Consider the following 16,744-nt stretch of genomic DNA (forward strand, 5'->3'; position numbering starts at 1 on the left):
GCCGTTGGCGTTGTCGGGTGCTGGGCTCACAGGTATGGCGCGGTGATGAGCTCGAGGTAGTGACCGGCAGGGTCGAGGAAGTAGACGCCGCGTCCCCCGTGCTCGGTGTTCGTCTCACCCGGCCGGGTGCGCTGCGGGTCGGCCCAGTGGTCGAGGCCGCGGTCCCGCAGGAGGCCGAGTGCCCGATCGAACTGCTCATCGGTGCAGAGGAAGGCCATGTGCACCGGGGAGACCTCGTAGGGCGGCGGGGGAGAGGCGAACTGGAGCATGACCCCGCCGGTGAGCATGACGTTGGCGAAGACTCCCCATGACCGGGTGTGCTCGGCGTCGAGGATGTCGACGTAGAACTGCGCCGATTCCTGCGGGTCCGCGGCGGCGACGATGGTGTAGTTGAAGGTTGCTGACATGGACGGTCCTTTCGAGATGGGCATGACGATCTGAGGTCGTGGTGTCGAAAGGAGGGGCGCGTTCGCGCCCCTGGCGGCTCACGTGCGGACCGGGTCACCGATCCGTGAGCGACTCTGGGCCAGTCCGGTCATCGCCGACCAGTCTACGCACGGATTCGGCGACGACGTAGACTCGTCCCATGCGCACAACCCGACTCAACTGGTGGTGGCTGCTCGACGACGCAGCCGACTGACGCATACCCGCGGGCTGCATGGCAGCCCGCTGACGAGGTGGGATCTCTCCGTGCGACCCGTGCAGCCCTGACCGCACTCGCACCCCACGGAGAACAGACATGGATTCCCTTTCCGCCACCCTCGATCGCATGCCGCAGCTGCGCACCGACATCGATGCCCATCCCGAGCGCTACCGGATGCTCACCGGCGAACGCCCCACCGGCCGGCTTCACCTCGGCCATCTCTTCGGCTCCATCCTCGAACGCGTCGCCCTGCAGAACCAGGGGATCGAGACCTTCATCGTCCTCGCTGACTATCAGGTCATCACCGATCGGGCCACCTCGGCGAACGTCGCCGACAACGTCCACGCGGCGATCCTCGACTACGTCGCCGCCGGGATCGACCCTGAGCGGACGACGATCTTCACGCATTCGGCGGTCTCCGCGCTCAATCAGCTCATGCTGCCGTTCCTCAGCCTCGTCAGCGACAGCGAACTGCGGCGCAACCCGACGGTCAAGGCGGAGCTCGCCGCCTCCGATCGACCGCTCAGCGGACTCCTGCTCACCTACCCCGTGCACCAGGCGGCGGACATCCTCTTCTGCCGGGGCAATCTCGTCCCGGTCGGCAAGGACAATCTGCCTCATGTCGAGATCACCCGGACGATCGCCCGGCGGTTCAACGAACGCTACGACCGTGTCTTCGCCGAACCCGAGGCGATGCTCACGACGACCCCGGAACTGCCCGGACTCGACGGCCGGAAGATGTCGAAGAGCTACGGCAACGCCATCGCCCTGGGGATGAGCGCGGACGAGACGGCGCAGGTCATCCGCAGGGCGGCGACGGACTCCGACCGGCGGATCACCATCGACCCGGACAGCCGCCCCGGGGTCTCCGCCCTGCTCACCACCGCGGCGGTGTGCACCGGGCGGACCCCCGAGGCGATCGCCGAGGAGATCGGGGACGCCGGGGCGGGAGCCCTGAAGAAGGCCGCCACCGAGGCGGTCAACGAGTTCCTCGCCGACCACCGGACCCGACGGCGCGAGCTCGAACGCAATCCGTCCGCGGTTCGTGAGATCCTCTCAGCGGGCAACGCCCGGGCGAACGTCATCGCCGAGGAGACGCTCGCCGAGGTGCGCACGGCGATGGGCATGGACTACGGGCGCTGATCGGGAGGGAGCGTGACGGGGGCCGGTCAGCCGGCACTCCGCCACACGTGCGCCCGCTACTTGTCCTTGTCGATGAGGTCGAGCAGCTCCTTCGCCGCCTTCTCGATCTCCGTGTGCTTGTACTCGCCGGCCCGAGATTCCGCGGCGATGACGGCGGCGCGGTGGACCTCGACGAAGTCGCCGTAGGGGAACGAATACGCCTTCTTCGTCCGCGGATCCGCATCCTTGTCGGTGCCGAGGTGCCATTTCGCGTACGCGTCCCAGCCGTTGTTGGCGATGAAGACGTCTTCGCCTTCGGCCGTCGGCTTCTCCGCCGACCAGTCGCCGAGGTCGTTGCTGTCCACCTTGCCGGCGCGGATGAGCTCACGAGCGTGCTCGACGGCATCGGTGTTGAGTGAGATCGTCATGGAGTCAATGTAGCCTGCCGAATGGGGAAAGCGCACGGGTTTTCCGCTGACAGTTTCTCCGGCCGCCTCGGTGGGGGTGTCCTTGCCTCGCCGTCGCCGCGACCTCACCGCCCGTCCTTCCGTACCGGCGAAGCGTCCTCACTGTCGACGGAGGAGGACGGCGACCTCGAGATGCTTCGTGTGCGGGAACATGTCGAAGACGCGCGCCTGCTCGACGACGTAGCTCGGCATCCGGTCGAGGTCCTTGGCCAAGGTGAGGGGGTTGCAGCTCGAATAGACGATGTGCTCGACCCCGGAGTCCTCGAGGGTCGTCGACAGCGTCGCCCCGATCCCTCGCCGAGGCGGATTGACGATGACGCAGTCCGGCCGGTCCCCGTCCGCCTGCTGGGAGTCCGCCAGCCGAGACTGCGCGAACTCCGTGGCATCGGCGGCCGTGAACTCGACGTCGACGCCGAGTTCGTCCGCGCTCGCTCGAGCCGACTCGATCGCCTGTTCGCTCACCTCGATGCCGGTCACCCGCCGAGGCGGCAGTCCGTGGTCGTCTCCCGCGGCCGTGTCCATGCCGGGTCTCGGGTCGGCGCCCGGACCAAGGTCGGCGTCTGCACCCGTGCCGGGCACCGCGCACCACAGGGCGAACCCGCCAACGCCGCAGTAGAGGTCCCACAGGGTTCGGGGTGCGATCTCGTCGACCCAGGTCGCGACCTGATCGTAGAGGAGCGTGGCCGCCTCGGTGTTCGTCTGGAAGAAGCTCTGCGGGCGCAGGTGCAGGTCGACGCGCTCGAGGTCCATCCGCAGCGTCTCTCCGCGGAGCATGACCTCCCGACTGCCCTCGAGTGCGGCCTTGTGCTCGGGCAGCAGATTGACGGAGACGACCGTCGCCTGCGGGAGGGCGGCGAGCAGCCGGTCCTGACGTGCGGTGATGACCTCGAGTCCGAACTGGGAGCGGACGACGAACCGGATCATGAGGTCCCCCGAGGGGGCCGCGGTGACGTGGACGAACTTGAGTTCGCCTCGGCGGCTGGGGACATCGTAGGGGTCGAGTCCGGTGTCGTCGAGGAAGTCCGCGAGGGTCGGGATGACCGCGCAGATCGCCGGTGCCTGGATGCCGCAGTCGCGGAGGTCGACGCCGTCGAACTCGGCATCGAGGATGCCCAGCGTCACCGCACCGGCGCTGCCGCCCACGGCGAGCTTCGCCCGGTTGCGGAAGTCGTGGTCGGGACCCGCGGCGGCCGGCAGCCACGTGCGCGGCGGGTGATCGGCGAGGACGTCGCGGCACCAGGATTCCTTATCGGTGACCTGCTGCGCGTGCGGAGTCTCGATGAGCGTGCACGACCGGCAGCGGTGCGCCTCGAAGTACGGGCAGACCAGGCCCCCGGAGGTCGCCGAGGCGGGGGTGAGGGGCAGCGTGGTCATGACCGCCATTTTACGTCGCGGGAACCATGTGGCGGCGAGGGGACCGCCTGGGGCTGGTGCGCTCGCCTCGGAGCGGTCCCCTCGGAATGGTTCCGTCGACCTGGGGAGGGCCGAATGCATTGACCGCCTCACAGAGGAGCCCTAGACTCGGAGTAACCAAATCGATTTGTCTTACGGTTTGCCACGGCATCGGAGAATCCCGAAGGACATCATGAATCCTCTGCGCACCCTCCATGAAGCTCCGACGCTCCTCGTCCCCGAGCAGGTCCTCATGCCCCACGGCCCGCAGCGCGACTGCGCGGTCCTCGTCGTCGACGGAAGGATCGCGGAGGTCGACTCCCTCGATGCCCTCGCCTCCCGCCCGGCCTGCCTGGGCGCGAACCGCATCGACCTTCCGCGCCGACTCCTCATGCCGGGATTCATCGACGCCCACCATCACCTCTCGCAGGCGTTCGGCAAGTCACTCGTCTTCGGAGAGCCGTCCGAGATCTTCGCCCGAGTCTGGGTCCCCATGGAAGGACACATGGATGCGGAGGCCATCGAGGTCGCCACCAGGCTGGCGGCATGGGAGTCGCTGCGCGGAGGCTTCACCACGGTCGCCGACGCCGGGACGAGGGCCGGGGTCGACGTCGCCAGGATGGCCGAAGCCACGAACGAGGTCGGACTCCGGTGCGTCCTCGGGATCATCGGCAACGACCTCGGCGGCGGGGTGCGCACGGCCTCCGTCGCCGAGGTGAGGGCCGCCGCCGAACACCATCTGAGCAGGTGGGACGATGCCGACCTCGTCCATCCGTCCTTGGCCGTCTCCATTCCCGAGGCCGCCTCGGACGAGGCGCTGGTCGTCCTCGCCGAACTCACCCGCGAGGCGGGTTCGGTCTTCCAGACGCACCTCAACGAGCACCTGGCGGCGGTCGAGCGCTCGCTCATCACGGGCGGCGAACGACCGCTCGAACGACTCGACCGCCTCGGCGTGCTCGGTCCCGAACTCCTCGCCGCCCACGCGACCCTTGTCACTCCCCGGGAGATCCGCCTGCTCGCGGAGTCCGGAGCGGCGATCAGCTACAACCCCGTCGCGAGTTCGTGGAAGGGCAACGCCGTCGCCCCGGCCCTGCTCCTCCACGAACTCGGGGTGCGCATGGGCCTGGGCACGGACGGCACCCGGTCCGACGCGTTCCGCCTCCTCGATGCCGCTGAGACCGCCCAGCGGCTGACGACCGGCGTGGCATCCGGTGACTCCTCGAGCGGCGGTGGGTGGACCTGGTTGGAGAAGGGCCTGCGCGGAGGCGCCGACGCCGTCGGACTCGCCGGCAGAGTCGGCGAGATCGCTCCCGGCGCCCATGCCGACCTCCTCGTCGTCGACCTCGATGTGCCCGAGTTCGTGCCCTCGTGGGACCTTCCGTGGGAACTCGTGCGCCTCGGCAACCGCGACCAGATCGAGTCGGTCATCGTCGCCGGGCGTGTGCGCCTGCACCGAGGGTGGCCCGTCGACTGGGACGGGCACGGTCTGCTTGAGCGTGCCCGGCAGGCGGCCGATCGCGTCGTCGGCGGTTCGCCGATCATCCGCGTGGACCCGCTGTCCACCGAGCATCGGGCGTCCTGGATGAAGGAGCACGGCGCCGAGGTGGCTCAGGCGGAATCCGCTGTCCGCGCAGTCGATCCCTACGAGACTCCGGGGCCTCTGAGCGCCCGCGGTGCCTCAGGGGTCCGCGGATGACGGTCCTCGCATTCTCGATCGTCGCAGCGACGGTCCTCATCTCCGCGTTCGTCCAGGGGTCGACAGGTATGGGGTTCGCGATGATCGTCGCCCCGGTCGTCAGCTTCATCGACCCGACCCTCATCCCGGTCATGCTCCTCGTGCTCATGATCCCGCTCAACGCCTACGTCGCGGCTCGGGAGAGGAGCGCCATCGACTGGCACGGGGTGAAGTGGATCAGTGTCGGACGCTTCGCGGGGACATTCGCAGGACTCTGGATCCTCCTCATCGTCAACCTGCACCAGCTCTCCCTCCTCATCGGCTGGTCGACGCTCATCGCCGCCGTCGCAGCACTGCTCGCACCGAAGTTCTCACCGAATCGCACCGCCCTCGCAGCCGTCGGCCTCATCACGGGGGTGACTGAGACATCGACAGGAGTCGGCGGCCCGCCGTACGCGCTCGCCTACCAGCACAGTCCCGGCCCCGAACTGAGGTCGACCGTGGCCGTGTGCTTCCTCGTCGGTGAGGTGATCTCCCTGCTCGTGCTGGCGCTGAGCGGCCAGGTCGCCGGCCCGACCCTGGTCACGACGGCGATGCTGCTGCCCTTCCTCGTCGTCGGGTCCTTCCTCAGCCGCTACGTCCACCACCGCCTCGATGGTCCGGTGCTCCGTTACACGGTCCTCGGGTTCGCGATCGTCTCGGGTGCCCTCGTCATCATCCAGGCGTGATGCGACAGGCTCGGCTGTCCCCCGCGCCGGCCGTTCCACCGTGCAACCTCAAGTACCCTGAACCCATGCCTGCTCAACCGCGTCCGCATCGCGCGACGATCGCCGATGTCGCCCGCGAGGCCGGAGTCTCGCGGACGACGGTCTCCCATGCCCTCAACGGTCTGGGCAAGGTCAACTCGCAGACGCGTGAGCGGGTCATGGCTGTTGCCGCCGAACTCAACTATCGTCCGAGCGTGCGGGCGCAGGGCCTGCGGAAGGGGAGATCGCAGAGTCTCGCCCTCCTGTCCTCGATGCCGGCGGCGGTCTCAGCGGGCCCCTCGCAACTCGGCTTCTTCACAGAGCTGGCCATGAGCTGCGCCCGCACCGCGCTGCTGCGCGGGTACGTCTTCATGCTCACGCCTCCGGTGAGCGGCACCGACCCTGTCGACCGCCTCGACATCGACGGTGCGGTCCTCCTCGAACCCGCCGTCGACGACCCGATCGCCTCCGCCCTCGAGGCCCGGGGGATCCCCTACGTGACGATCGACGGTCCCGGCGGGGCTGCGCAGGCCAGTGGGGTCGTCGACCTCCGGCATGCGCAGACGGCAGAGCTGCTCGTCGAGCACCTCATCGCGCAGGGGGCTCGCAGGCCCGCCCTCATCGTCGGCACCAGCGAGCGCGGAGCCCAGGTGGCCGCGCGAAACGCGTATCTGGCGGCCGCCGCCGAGTACGGCTTCGCACCCGTCATCGCCGAAGCGGACGAAGAGGAAGGCGAGCCGGCCGGTGCCGATGCGGCTGGGGCCATCCTCAGCGATGCCCCGGATGTCGACGCCCTGTTCGTGCCGATCGACACGTTCGCCTCGGGTGCGGTGCGGGCGGCCGAGGCCGCGGGGCGCTCGGTCGGCGTCGACCTCCTCGTCGCGACACGGTATGACGGCCTGCGGGCGCGGACGAGCACCCCGCCGCTCACCGCGGTCGATCTCGGACTCGACGAGGTCGCGCGAGACGCCGTCGAGCTTCTGCTTGCCGTGCTCGATGGATCGCCCGCCTCTCCGGAGGTCGAGAGGCCCCACCGGCCGGATCCACGACTGATCGTCCGGGCGTCGACCGCGGGACCAGGCGGCCACCTCGGCGAGCGCCCTCAGATCCGGTAGTCCCCTGGCCGCTGTTCGAGCCGGCTCGGATCCTCGATCGGGGTGCGGGACTTCGGGTGCCTGTCTCTGCGTCCGGTGTGGTGGAAGAGGAGATTGAGGAGGACGGAGACGAATGCCGCCATCGCCACACCGCTGCCGAGGAGAGATGCCGCATTCGCGGGCAGGTGTGCGTACATGCCGGGGAGGAGGACGGGGAGCAGGCCAGCGGCGAGGCCGACGGTTGCCGTGATGAGATTGCCGGTCTGGTTGAAGTCGACACGGGCGAGCATCTGAATCCCGAGGACGGCGATGATCGCGAACACGACGACCGCGCTGCCCCCGACGACGGCCGGCGGGATGCCGTTGAGGATGCGGGCGAGCGGGCTGACGCCGATGAGGATGAGCAGGATGCCCGCGAATGCGGTGACGAATCGGCTGCGGACTCCTGATGCGCGCACGATTCCGACGTTCTCCCCACTCGTCACCAGCGCAGGGGTGCCGAAGAGGGCTCCGGCCACGGTGATGAGGCCATCGGCCCGGATGAGGCGGGGAACGTCTCGGGTGGGTTCGACCTTCTTCCCGACGATCTCCCCGTTGATGATCGTCTGGCCGGTGGCTTCGGCCATCGAGGCCAGTGCCCAGAGGAGCATGGGGATCGCTGCGGCCAGATCGAAGGTCGGTGCCCCGAGCGGCAGGAGCGTCGGGGTCGCGAACAGAGGACCGTCGAGCTGTTCGGTGAAGGTGGTCTTTCCCATGACGGCCGCGAGCACTGTCCCTCCGACGAGGCCAATGGCGATGGAGAGCTTGCCGAGCATGCCGCGCAGGAATCTGAAGGAGAGCACGGTGATGACGATCGTGACGCAGCCGAGAAGGAGGTTCTGTGGGTCTCCGTACGAGTAGGTTCCCGGTTCTCCGACGATGAGCTTGCCGGTGACCTGGATGAGGTTGATTCCGATGACGACGACCATGACGCCGATGACCAGTGGAGGAAAGAACTTGAGGAGTCTGACGAACAGCGTCACGGCGACGATGTAGAAGACGCCTGTGATGAGCACGGCTCCGACCGCCGTGGAGAGGTCGGTGCCTTGGCCGATCGAGATGAAGAGGATCGTCGCCGCACCGCCGGGAACCATGACGAAGGGCAGTCGCACCCCGATCCTCCACACGCCCACCGATTGGAGGATCGAACCGAGCCCGGAGAAGACGAACACCGCCGAGAGGACCGCCGACGTCGTCTGCGGCGACAGCGACAGTGCGTTGGCGATGAGGAAGACGGCTGAGATCGGCGTCGCCACCATGACGAGCACGTGCTGGATCGCAAACGGGATGAGCGTGTGCACCGGTCGCAATCGGTCGACAGGGTGGATGCGCGAGGGGTCGGATGCCGCATGGTCGGTGTTCGTGTCAGCTGCCATCGCTGGGGTCTCTCCTTCGCCAGGGACCTCGTCGCTGAGGCCCATCGACCGCGGCCGAGGCCGCAGGCGCGTGAGTAGGGATTCACTAGAGCCAAATCGATTTGTTCAATCGTGGCGGGAGTCACACTCGACTGTCAAGGGCGGATTCGGATACTGGGATGCCGGGTCGGCCGCCGGCGTGGGATGGGAGGGTCGTGCGCGGACTTGGGGGTCGTGCGGGGACTTAGGGGTCGTGGGGACGCGCGGGAACCATGTCGCGGCGAGGGGACCGGCCGAGGCTGGTGCGCTCGCCTCGGAGCGGTCCCCTCGGGATGGTTCCGTCGACCCGAGGGGGCTGCGCGGGCGACTCAGTCCGCGGTCTGGGCGCTCTTCATCGCATCGTAGGCGGCCAGCGCCGCCTGCCGTGACTCGCCGAGGTCGACGATCGGATCGCCCTCACCCACCGGACCGTCGAGACGGGGTCCGGACTCCTTGAGCCACCGTGTGACATAGACGCGCTCAGGATCGAAGCGGGCGCGCTGCCGCTCGGGATTGAAGACGCGGAAGAACGGTGAGGCATCGGCCCCGCAGCCGGCGACCCACTGCCACGACACCGGGTTGTTCGCCTCATCGGCGTCGACGAGCGTGTCCCAGAACCACTGCTCCCCGGACTGCCATGGCAGCAGCAGGTTCTTCATGAGCAGGCTGGCGGTGACCATGCGCACGCGGTTGTGCATCCAGCCGGTCTGCCACAGCTGCCGCATTCCCGCATCGACGAGGGCGATGCCGGTCCTGCCCTGCTGCCAGGCCGCGAGCGCCTCGGGGTCGTCCTCGTAGGGGAATTCGGCGAACTCGGGTCTCATCGGACGCCAGTCCAGGTCGGGCACGTGGAAGGTGAGGTGCCACGCGAACTCGCGCCAGTAGAGCTGCCGCACCCACGCCTCGCGATCGCTGGCACCGACATCGGTGAGAGCGGTGACGGCGGCGAGGAGCTGCCGCGGGGAGACCTCGCCGAACCGCAGTCGCGGCGAGAGCCTCGACGTGCCGTCCCGGTCTGCGGGGATGTCGCGGTCCTCGGCGTAGCCGTCGACCCGGGCGCCGAGGTCGTCGACCTCCTCCTCGGCGGCAGTGCATCCGGGCGTCCAGTGCCCGGCGATCGTGTCCTCCCACCACGGGAACGGTGAGGTGCGCGAACCCTCGGTGCCGCTGTCCCCACCGGCGGGGCCCGCGGGTGAGAGGAGTGCGAGGTCGTCGATCGTGGCGACGAGATGCGAGTCGGACTCACGGACCTGCTCGATCCGGGCGGCGGTGTCGGAATCGAGTGTCTGCGCCGGCGGTACCGGCAGCGGCGAGCCGACCGGAACCTCGCGGGCGGCGTTCCAGAACGGGGTGAAGACCTTGTAGTACGCGCTCGCCGAGGATGGTTCGACCTGCCACGGTTCGACGAGGAGGGCGCCGGGTGAGGCTTCGACGGCGATGCCGTTCTCGCCGAGTGCGTCGGTGACGACCTCGTCGAGAGCACGTGAGGCCGGTGCGTAGCGGCGCGACCAGCGGACCGTGTCCGCTCCGAGGTCGGCTGCGACCGCGGGGATGATCTCGGCCGCGGGTCCGGCCGCGACGAGAAGGGGGATGCCGAGCGAATCGAGTTCCCGCTCGAGGACGGTGAGCGACTCATGCACCCACCACCGGGCGGCTGCGCCGAGCGGTCGGGGGCCCCGGCCTTCCTCGTCGCGGACCTCGCGGACCCAGATCGCGACGACGTCGCCGTCGGCGCGCGCGGCGCTGAGCGCTTCGTGGTCCGATACGCGCAGATCGTCGCGGAACCAGAGCAGGGTGAGGTGGCGCGGATCGGTGAAGGCCATGAAGAGGATTATGACACCGAGACTGCCGATTCGGCGGGCTGTGCGCTCAGAGGAAGGAAGGCTGTGCGCTCAGAGGAAGGCGAAGCTGAGGATGAGGAAGAGCGCGAATGAGACGATCGGGGCGACCACTGCGACCGCGGTTGCGATGATGCCCAGAGTGCGGCCCCGGTCGGACACGGCTGCGACGATGCCGAGGACGAGACCGGTGAGGCCTGCGACCGTGCACAGTGCCTGCACGCTGAAGAGCGTCACCCCGAGGTTCGTGTACCACGCATCGTCGCCGAAGTACGAGCCGGTCGCCGCCTCCGCAGGCCCCGCGGTGACTCCGAGGATCGCCGAGGCGACGAGGGAGATGCCGGCAGCTGCGAGAGCGAGGAGGAGCGCCCACCTCCCGAGTCGAGACGACCCGGGGAGTGCCCGATGCGACGGCGGCGTCGACGGGGCCGGTCTGCACCGGGCGGTGGACCGCCGGGACGGCGTCGGCAGACACGGAGGCTGCACCAGTGGCGCCGCCGTAGACGGTGCCGCCGTAGACGGTTGGGCCTGGGTAGACGGTGCCACCGGGCTGGGCGAGAGTGGCGCGTGCAGGCGGGTCGGTCGGGGCGATGGCCGGTCCCTGTGCCGCGAGCTCGTCATCGGTGGGCTGGGGGAACGCGAAGTTCGGCGAGGTCATGGTCACGACGCTACGCACGCCCGAGCGCGGGTCCCATGCGGCTTCCCCATGCCCCGGGTCGGGAAAACCTCACACTCTCATCGCAGCGACGTGCGGCCGCCTCTCCCACCCGGGGTGCATCCCACCCGGCGGCCTCTCCCACCCGGCGTGCATCCCACTCGGCGGGCAGCACTCCCTGAGGCACCAGTGACCTGCTCCCGCCCGAGTCCCTTCTCAGCCCTTGGTCGCGGCGATGAGGAACCGCATCTGCGTGACCTCGATCGGTCGGCGCTCGGCGGCAAGTCGTTCGAGGGCGCCGATGTGATCGCCGACGACGAAGCCCGGAACATCCCAGGGGACGTAGGCGAGGTACTCGATGACCGCCTCGACGTCGGTGAACCGCATCGTGCCCATCCACCTCCGCGCCGCCTCGACCGTGAGCCCCTGCGCTTCGACCTCGTCGACGCAGCGTTCGAGCTGGACCTCGGGGTTCTCCGGGGTCCCGCCGAACCACCGGCGGAACTCCTCGGCCTCGGTGCTGTCGACCTGCTGGGTGAGGAAGAGGCCGCCAGGGGCGAGGATGCGGGCCACCTCGGCGATGTCATAGCTCTCATGCCGGTTCATGACGACGTCGAACTGCCCGTCCTCCCACGGCATGGGGTCCCCGGATTCGCTGTCGTACTCGGTGACGTCGATCCCGTAGTCCTCGAGCGCCGAGGTGGCCACGGGAACATTGGGTGCCCACCCCTCGCTCGCGTGGATCGCGACATCCGGGACGGAGGCGGCATTGCGGCCGCGGAAGCGCTTGACGATGGAGATGAGGCGCTCGCCGCCGCCGGTGCCCATGTCGAGCACCTCGTCGGCGTCCTCGATCGCGTCGAGGCACATGGTGTCGAAGTCCCAGGGCGGGTCATCGGCGATGAGGCGGCCTTCGAGGGCGGTGAAGTTCCATCCGGTCATCGCTGCGGTCTCGTGGATCCAGGTCCACCGGGAATGGCGTTCGGCCGTGGATTCGGCGCGAGCGCGGCTGCTGTCGGCGAATTCGGGCATCTCGACGCTCCTTCGTCTGGCACGGCGGCCGTTGCTTCGAGCGTAGCCGAGTCCCCGCGGCATGCGAAGCACCGTTCGAGCACGATTCGGACTCGGCGGCTCCGGCGCAGGCGGGCGACGATGTGGCCGGCGACGCGCCGACGACATCGCCGGTTGCGCGCCGACGGATCGCCGACGTGGCGCCTCGGGATCCTCCGGCGACGCGCCGAGAAGATCGACTCAGACGAGGAAGGAGACGACGAGGACGACGATGCTCAGCGCGAGCAGCCCGAGGCAGTTGAGCCAGAAGTCCCGACCGATGTACCGGGCGCGGAGGTGCGACCACGCCGCGGCGAGGAAGTAGACGACGATGCCGACGGTCGCGGCGAGACCGACGCCGGGGATCCAGAAGCCGGCGACGAGTCCGGCCGCCGCGAGGAACTTGACGACGGCGAGCACCCACCACCAGTCCCGGGGCAGCCCGACCCCGTCGAGGCAGGCCGCGATCGCCTTCGGCGGGCGGAACGTCATCACGCCGTCGCCGAAGACGATGAGGGCGAGGACCGCCACCGGCCACCACGGATCGGGGAGCAGGGTCACGGCAGCCACCTCGGCGAGGGGATCGTCACCGCAGCTACCGCGGTGGGCGCGCTCACGGGGCACCCCGGAACCGGGTGTGGAAGGCGATGATGTGGGCGAGTGCCGCGACGGCGTCGTCGAAGCCCATGTCGCTGGCCGCCCATCGGAAGAGCACACCCATGTACGAGTCGTAGAGCGCCGCCGCCGAGGCCCGCGCATTGGGTTCGCTGATCCCGATCGAGACGAGGTTGTCCCGCAGCGAGGCCTGGAGCGCCTCGGAGAGTCCGGCGAAGACGTCGGGCCTGCCGTGGACGCGGATGAGCGCGGCCGCGTAGTCGCGGGCGAGGTCCTCGTGCGCGGCGAAGAACTCGAGGAACGGGAGGAAGATCCCGAGCAGATGGTCCTGGACCGCCGAGGCGGGCGGCCGTTCCGCCCGAGCGTGCGGAAGCGCGTACGTGCCCGCTTGGAGCTGCGCGATCCACCGGTCGTAGCAGGCGATGAGGAGGGCGTCCTTGTCCCCGACGGCCATCACCCGGCCCACGGACACTCCAGCGGACTCCGCGATCGCCCGTACGGTCGTTCCCCGGTACCCGCGGTCGAGGAAGAGCTCGGCGGCGACGGTGAGGATGCGTTCCTCGGTCCGCTGTAGCTGCGCCGCACGGGCATTCGACTGAACACGTTCAGTGGACATGCATCCACTCTAGGTCCGCGCGTCATCCGGCACAAGGTCGCCGAGGTGTCGAAGAGATGACGATCGCGCGCACAGGAGGTGCGCCCACCCTGTGTTGTCGCGACAGAAGAGTTAATGTACCTTAACTTCATGCCATCGAACGCGTCGGAGACACAGCGGGGGACCGCCTCGGCGAGGAAGCGGGGGACGTCCTCACTCCTCCTGCTCGGGCCGGCCTTCGTCGCGGCCGTCGCCTACGTCGATCCCGGCAATGTCGCGGCCAACCTCACCGCCGGCGCCGAGTACGGGTACCTCCTCGTCTGGGTCCTCGTCGCCGCGAACCTTATCGCCGTCCTCGTCCAGTACCTGTCCTCGAAGCTCGGCCTCGTCTCCGGGCAGTCGCTGTCCGGGATCCTCGGTCGGCGACTCGGGCGCAGGCGTCGGCTCGCCTATTGGGGGCAGGCGGAGATCGTCGCGATCGCCACCGACCTCGCCGAGGTGGTCGGCGGCGCCATCGCGCTCAAGATCCTCTTCGACCTTCCGCTCCTCCTCGGCGGGGTCATCGTCGGCATCGTCTCCCTTGTCCTCCTCTCGATCCAGTCCTCGCGCGGGCAGCGGCCTTTCGAGTTCGTCATCATCGGCTTCCTCGCCATCATCGCGATCGGCTTCCTCGCCGGGCTCGTCGTCGGCGATGTCGACTGGGGGCAGGCCGCCGGCGGGCTCCTTCCCCGGCTCGAGGGGACGAACTCGCTCGTCCTCGCCGCCTCGATGCTCGGGGCCACGGTCATGCCGCACGCGATCTACCTCCACTCCGCGCTCTCGGTCGATCGGCACGGCGGACAGCCGCGCACGGCGATCCCGCGTCTGCTCCGGGCCAGCCGCTGGGACGTCGTCGCCTCCCTCGTCATCGCCGGATCGGTCAACATCGCGATGCTCCTCCTCGCCGCCGCTGCCCTGCGCGGTGAGGGCGGCACCGACACGATCGAGGGCGCGCACGCGGTCGTCACGGCTAACCTCGGCGAGGTGGTCGGGCTCTTCTTCGGCATCGGACTCCTCGCCTCGGGGCTCGCGTCGTCGGCGGTCGGCTCCTATGCGGGGGCCTCGATCATGCAGGGGCTGCTGCGGGTCGACATTCCCATCGTGTGGCAGCGGGCGGTGACGATGATCCCCGCGCTCATCGTGCTCGCGATCGGCGCCGATCCCACGTGGGCGCTCGTCCTCAGCCAGGTCGTCCTCAGCCTCGGAATCCCCTTCGCCATGGTTCCGCTCGTGAGACTGACGGCGAACCGGGCGATCATGGGTGAGTACGCCAACGGGCGGTGGATCACGACGGCCGCGGTTATCGCCTCGGCGCTCATCATCGCCCTCAATGTCGCGCTCCTCGTGCTGCTCGCCCTCGGCATCGAGTAGGCCGGGCGCCCTGGGGCGATTGTGGCCTCGGCGCCGCGCGAGCCGGTGCGCCGAGACGGACACTTCGCGCCGAGACCGACACTTCTGAGCGTCGGTCTCGGCGCGAAGTGTCGGTTTCGATGAGGCGAGGTGGTTGTCTCGGCGTCAGGTGGCTGTCTCGATGCGAAGTGGCGGTCTCGGCGCTGAGTGGCGGTCTCGACGAGGCGCGCTGGCGGTCTCGCCTGGCTCAGCGCCCGCGGAGGTCGACCGGGCGGAGGATAGTCCGCGGGTCGGAGCGCACCCACCACGGCACGGGCTCACTGGCTGCCTTCGCCGCGCGGCGTTCGTCCCGGGTGGCGTAGCGGTAGGTGAACATCCGAGCGCGGATGAGCGCCGGTGCCTCGCCGTCGAAGGGGTCGGGGCCGAGCAGCCTGCGGATGAGGGGGTCGCCGGTGCCGAGGCGTTCGACGAGGGCGAGGAACCACGAGTCCCGATAGTCGCCGAGGGCGGCGAACCACATGAGCCAGTCGAGGCGCAGATGGTAGGGGGCGACGACGGGGCCGCGACGGTCGACGTCTCCGGGTTTGCCCTTGAACACGTACTCTCTCCACCCATCGGTGCCCGAAGGGTCGAGGGTGCCCTCGATCGCGATCTCGTGGCGGACCTCGGACATCGACCCGAACGCGCCGTAGGCGTTGCCGAGCCCCCACCGGTTGAAGTGCGCGTTCATCAGCTGCCGCGGGGAGAAGAGGTTGCGCAGCGCGGGAACATTGAGCACGCACTGCCACACGACGAACGCGACGATGAGGAGGACCCACCACAACGGGGAGGTCAGGGTGTCAGCGGGAGTGCCGGTCGCCTCGGCGAGGGAGGCCTCGTCCACCCGGCGAACGGCGGCGTCGATGCCCCACTCGGGCCACGGACCCCCGACGATCCAGTGGAAGAACGAGTCGCTGATCCCCGCGCACGCGAGGAGGATCGTCGCCCAGTTGAGCCACGCATAGTTGCCGGTGATGACGAGCGCGAGCTGGGTGATGATGATCGCCGTGGCCGCGAACGAGGCGATCGGCTGGGGGAGGAAGAGCAGCCACGGAGCGATGAGCTGGACGATGTGGCTGCCGAGGGTCTCGCCCTTGTGCCACCACGTCGGCATGAGGTGGGCGGTGCGGCTGAGCGGATTCGGCATCGGCTGGGTCTGATGGTGGTAGTTCATCGCGGTGAGATCGCGCCATGAGCTGTCGCCGCGCATCTTGATCATCCCGGCACCGAATTCGACGCGGAGGGTGAACCAGCGCAGCAGGAGGATCATGAGCAGCGGCGGGGCGACCGCGTGCGATCCGAGGAAGCCGACGAGGAATCCGGCCTCGAGCAGCAGGCTCTCCCAGCCGAAGCCGTAGAAGCGCTGGCCGATGGACGAGATCGAGAAGTAGAACCACCACATCGTCAGGAACACCGGGATCGGCACCCACGCAGGACCTGCCTGAGGGAGACCGACGATGACGGTGACCGCGAGGACCATGCCGAGGGCGCAGACGATCCGCAGGTTCCGGTCGGAGTACGGAGTGCGCGACCACCGGAAGAGACTCGGTGCCTGCTTCGCGGTGGTGAGCGCGAGGAAGCGCGGTGCCGGCAGCAGACCCTTCTCGCCGAGGAGGGCCGGGAACTCGTTCCACGCGTTGAGGAAGGCGATGAGGAAGAGGACGGCGAAGCCGCGTTGGAGGATCTCGCGGGCGATCGTGTAGTCGGGCGCCTCGAGCAGGACGAGCAGTGTGCTGAGGTCCATCGTCTCCTCCTTCCCGCCGAGGCGGTCGCCGCAGCCGCCCGCAGGCTCGGTTGCCGTCCCCGCCCGCAGGGCCGGTTGCCGCAGCCGCGACGCCTCTCACTTCCGACTATGGACCGTTTCTGTGATGTGGGCAACAGCGGGAACCGCTATCCTCTGGTCTACGGCGCGAACCCGTGTCGAAGCACGTCGGCTTGCCGCGACCTCGGTCGCAGAGCCGCCGGGCTGGTTTCCCCACAGCACCCAGGAG

The 16,744-nt window shown here is 69.1% G+C and carries 15 protein-coding genes; 5 read left to right on the plus strand and 10 right to left on the minus strand.

Annotated elements, in window-relative coordinates; all coding sequences use genetic code 11:
* Positions 1-26: 26 nt before the first annotated feature.
* On the minus strand, positions 27-407 hold the full coding sequence (locus AC0VYB_RS01245; protein ID WP_167560238.1) for a VOC family protein: 381 nt from the start codon (positions 405-407) through the stop codon (positions 27-29).
* Positions 408-739: 332 nt separating this feature from the next.
* On the opposite strand from AC0VYB_RS01245, the gene trpS reads away from it, so the two are divergent.
* On the plus strand, positions 740-1,786 hold the full coding sequence (gene trpS, locus AC0VYB_RS01250; RefSeq protein WP_366231874.1) for a tryptophan--tRNA ligase: 1,047 nt from the start codon (positions 740-742) through the stop codon (positions 1,784-1,786).
* A gap of 56 nt (positions 1,787-1,842) precedes the next feature.
* Here the strand turns inward: trpS and AC0VYB_RS01255 are convergent, their stop codons facing one another.
* Both AC0VYB_RS01255 and AC0VYB_RS01260 read right to left on the minus strand, forming a co-directional pair.
* A complete protein-coding gene (locus AC0VYB_RS01255) occupies positions 1,843-2,193 on the minus strand; it encodes a hypothetical protein (RefSeq protein ID WP_131248167.1) in 351 nt (116 codons plus the stop codon).
* Positions 2,194-2,331: 138 nt separating this feature from the next.
* A complete protein-coding gene (locus AC0VYB_RS01260; RefSeq protein WP_415711549.1) occupies positions 2,332-3,606 on the minus strand; it encodes a methyltransferase domain-containing protein in 1,275 nt (424 codons plus the stop codon).
* Positions 3,607-3,817: 211 nt separating this feature from the next.
* On the opposite strand from AC0VYB_RS01260, the gene AC0VYB_RS01265 reads away from it, so the two are divergent.
* The 3 genes from AC0VYB_RS01265 to AC0VYB_RS01275 all read left to right on the plus strand — a co-directional run bounded on the left by AC0VYB_RS01265 (position 3,818) and on the right by AC0VYB_RS01275 (position 7,160).
* Positions 3,818-5,320, plus strand: coding sequence for an amidohydrolase family protein (locus AC0VYB_RS01265; protein WP_131248166.1), 1,503 nt, complete (start codon positions 3,818-3,820; stop codon positions 5,318-5,320).
* Entirely contained in the window at positions 5,317-6,027 is a 711-nt protein-coding gene (locus AC0VYB_RS01270) for a sulfite exporter TauE/SafE family protein (protein WP_095375163.1), read from the plus strand. The genes AC0VYB_RS01265 and AC0VYB_RS01270 overlap by 4 nt, the downstream gene beginning before the upstream one ends.
* Positions 6,028-6,092: 65 nt before the next feature.
* Positions 6,093-7,160 (plus strand): LacI family DNA-binding transcriptional regulator, encoded by a 1,068-nt coding sequence (locus AC0VYB_RS01275; RefSeq protein WP_095375162.1) that lies wholly within the window; start codon positions 6,093-6,095, stop codon positions 7,158-7,160.
* On the opposite strand, the gene AC0VYB_RS01280 is transcribed toward AC0VYB_RS01275, so the two are convergent.
* The 6 genes from AC0VYB_RS01280 to AC0VYB_RS01305 form a co-directional block, all read right to left on the minus strand.
* The gene (locus AC0VYB_RS01280; RefSeq protein WP_101624342.1) at positions 7,148-8,554 is read right to left on the minus strand and encodes a uracil-xanthine permease family protein; all 1,407 of its coding nucleotides are present in this window, start codon (positions 8,552-8,554) and stop codon (positions 7,148-7,150) included. The two genes, AC0VYB_RS01275 and AC0VYB_RS01280, sit on opposite strands and share 13 nt — an antisense overlap.
* 347 nt (positions 8,555-8,901) lie before the next feature.
* Entirely contained in the window at positions 8,902-10,395 is a 1,494-nt protein-coding gene (locus AC0VYB_RS01285) for a cryptochrome/photolyase family protein (RefSeq protein WP_101624343.1), read from the minus strand.
* A 69-nt stretch (positions 10,396-10,464) separates the two neighbouring features.
* Entirely contained in the window at positions 10,465-10,896 is a 432-nt protein-coding gene (locus tag AC0VYB_RS01290) for a hypothetical protein (RefSeq protein WP_095375159.1), read from the minus strand.
* A 385-nt stretch (positions 10,897-11,281) separates the two neighbouring features.
* Positions 11,282-12,097 (minus strand): class I SAM-dependent methyltransferase, encoded by an 816-nt coding sequence (locus AC0VYB_RS01295; protein ID WP_009377521.1) that lies wholly within the window; start codon positions 12,095-12,097, stop codon positions 11,282-11,284.
* Positions 12,098-12,316: 219 nt separating this feature from the next.
* Positions 12,317-12,676, minus strand: coding sequence for a DoxX family protein (locus tag AC0VYB_RS01300; RefSeq protein WP_009377520.1), 360 nt, complete (start codon positions 12,674-12,676; stop codon positions 12,317-12,319).
* A gap of 52 nt (positions 12,677-12,728) precedes the next feature.
* Complete coding sequence (locus AC0VYB_RS01305) at positions 12,729-13,346, minus strand: TetR/AcrR family transcriptional regulator (protein ID WP_063248981.1); 618 nt, start codon at positions 13,344-13,346, stop codon at positions 12,729-12,731.
* Positions 13,347-13,475: 129 nt separating this feature from the next.
* Here AC0VYB_RS01305 and AC0VYB_RS01310 point away from each other — a divergent pair, with 129 nt between their 5' ends.
* The gene (locus AC0VYB_RS01310; RefSeq protein ID WP_040341612.1) at positions 13,476-14,735 is read left to right on the plus strand and encodes an Nramp family divalent metal transporter; all 1,260 of its coding nucleotides are present in this window, start codon (positions 13,476-13,478) and stop codon (positions 14,733-14,735) included.
* A 226-nt stretch (positions 14,736-14,961) separates the two neighbouring features.
* Here the strand turns inward: AC0VYB_RS01310 and AC0VYB_RS01315 are convergent, their stop codons facing one another.
* The gene (locus AC0VYB_RS01315; RefSeq protein WP_144588863.1) at positions 14,962-16,497 is read right to left on the minus strand and encodes a lipase maturation factor family protein; all 1,536 of its coding nucleotides are present in this window, start codon (positions 16,495-16,497) and stop codon (positions 14,962-14,964) included.
* Positions 16,498-16,744: the final 247 nt, after the last annotated feature.

The organism is Brevibacterium sp. Z349TD_9 (assembly GCF_056173565.1).

Coding starts and splice junctions, on each gene's coding strand:
- AC0VYB_RS01245 (WP_167560238.1), bottom strand. CDS start 407: ATGTCAGCAACCTTCAACTACACCATCGTCGCCGCCGCGGACCCGCAG.
- trpS (WP_366231874.1), top strand. CDS start 740: ATGGATTCCCTTTCCGCCACCCTCGATCGCATGCCGCAGCTGCGCACC.
- AC0VYB_RS01255 (WP_131248167.1), bottom strand. CDS start 2,193: ATGACGATCTCACTCAACACCGATGCCGTCGAGCACGCTCGTGAGCTC.
- AC0VYB_RS01260 (WP_415711549.1), bottom strand. CDS start 3,606: ATGACCACGCTGCCCCTCACCCCCGCCTCGGCGACCTCCGGGGGCCTG.
- AC0VYB_RS01265 (WP_131248166.1), top strand. CDS start 3,818: ATGAATCCTCTGCGCACCCTCCATGAAGCTCCGACGCTCCTCGTCCCC.
- AC0VYB_RS01270 (WP_095375163.1), top strand. CDS start 5,317: ATGACGGTCCTCGCATTCTCGATCGTCGCAGCGACGGTCCTCATCTCC.
- AC0VYB_RS01275 (WP_095375162.1), top strand. CDS start 6,093: ATGCCTGCTCAACCGCGTCCGCATCGCGCGACGATCGCCGATGTCGCC.
- AC0VYB_RS01280 (WP_101624342.1), bottom strand. CDS start 8,554: ATGGCAGCTGACACGAACACCGACCATGCGGCATCCGACCCCTCGCGC.
- AC0VYB_RS01285 (WP_101624343.1), bottom strand. CDS start 10,395: ATGGCCTTCACCGATCCGCGCCACCTCACCCTGCTCTGGTTCCGCGAC.
- AC0VYB_RS01295 (WP_009377521.1), bottom strand. CDS start 12,097: ATGCCCGAATTCGCCGACAGCAGCCGCGCTCGCGCCGAATCCACGGCC.
- AC0VYB_RS01305 (WP_063248981.1), bottom strand. CDS start 13,346: ATGTCCACTGAACGTGTTCAGTCGAATGCCCGTGCGGCGCAGCTACAG.
- AC0VYB_RS01310 (WP_040341612.1), top strand. CDS start 13,476: ATGCCATCGAACGCGTCGGAGACACAGCGGGGGACCGCCTCGGCGAGG.
- AC0VYB_RS01315 (WP_144588863.1), bottom strand. CDS start 16,497: ATGGACCTCAGCACACTGCTCGTCCTGCTCGAGGCGCCCGACTACACG.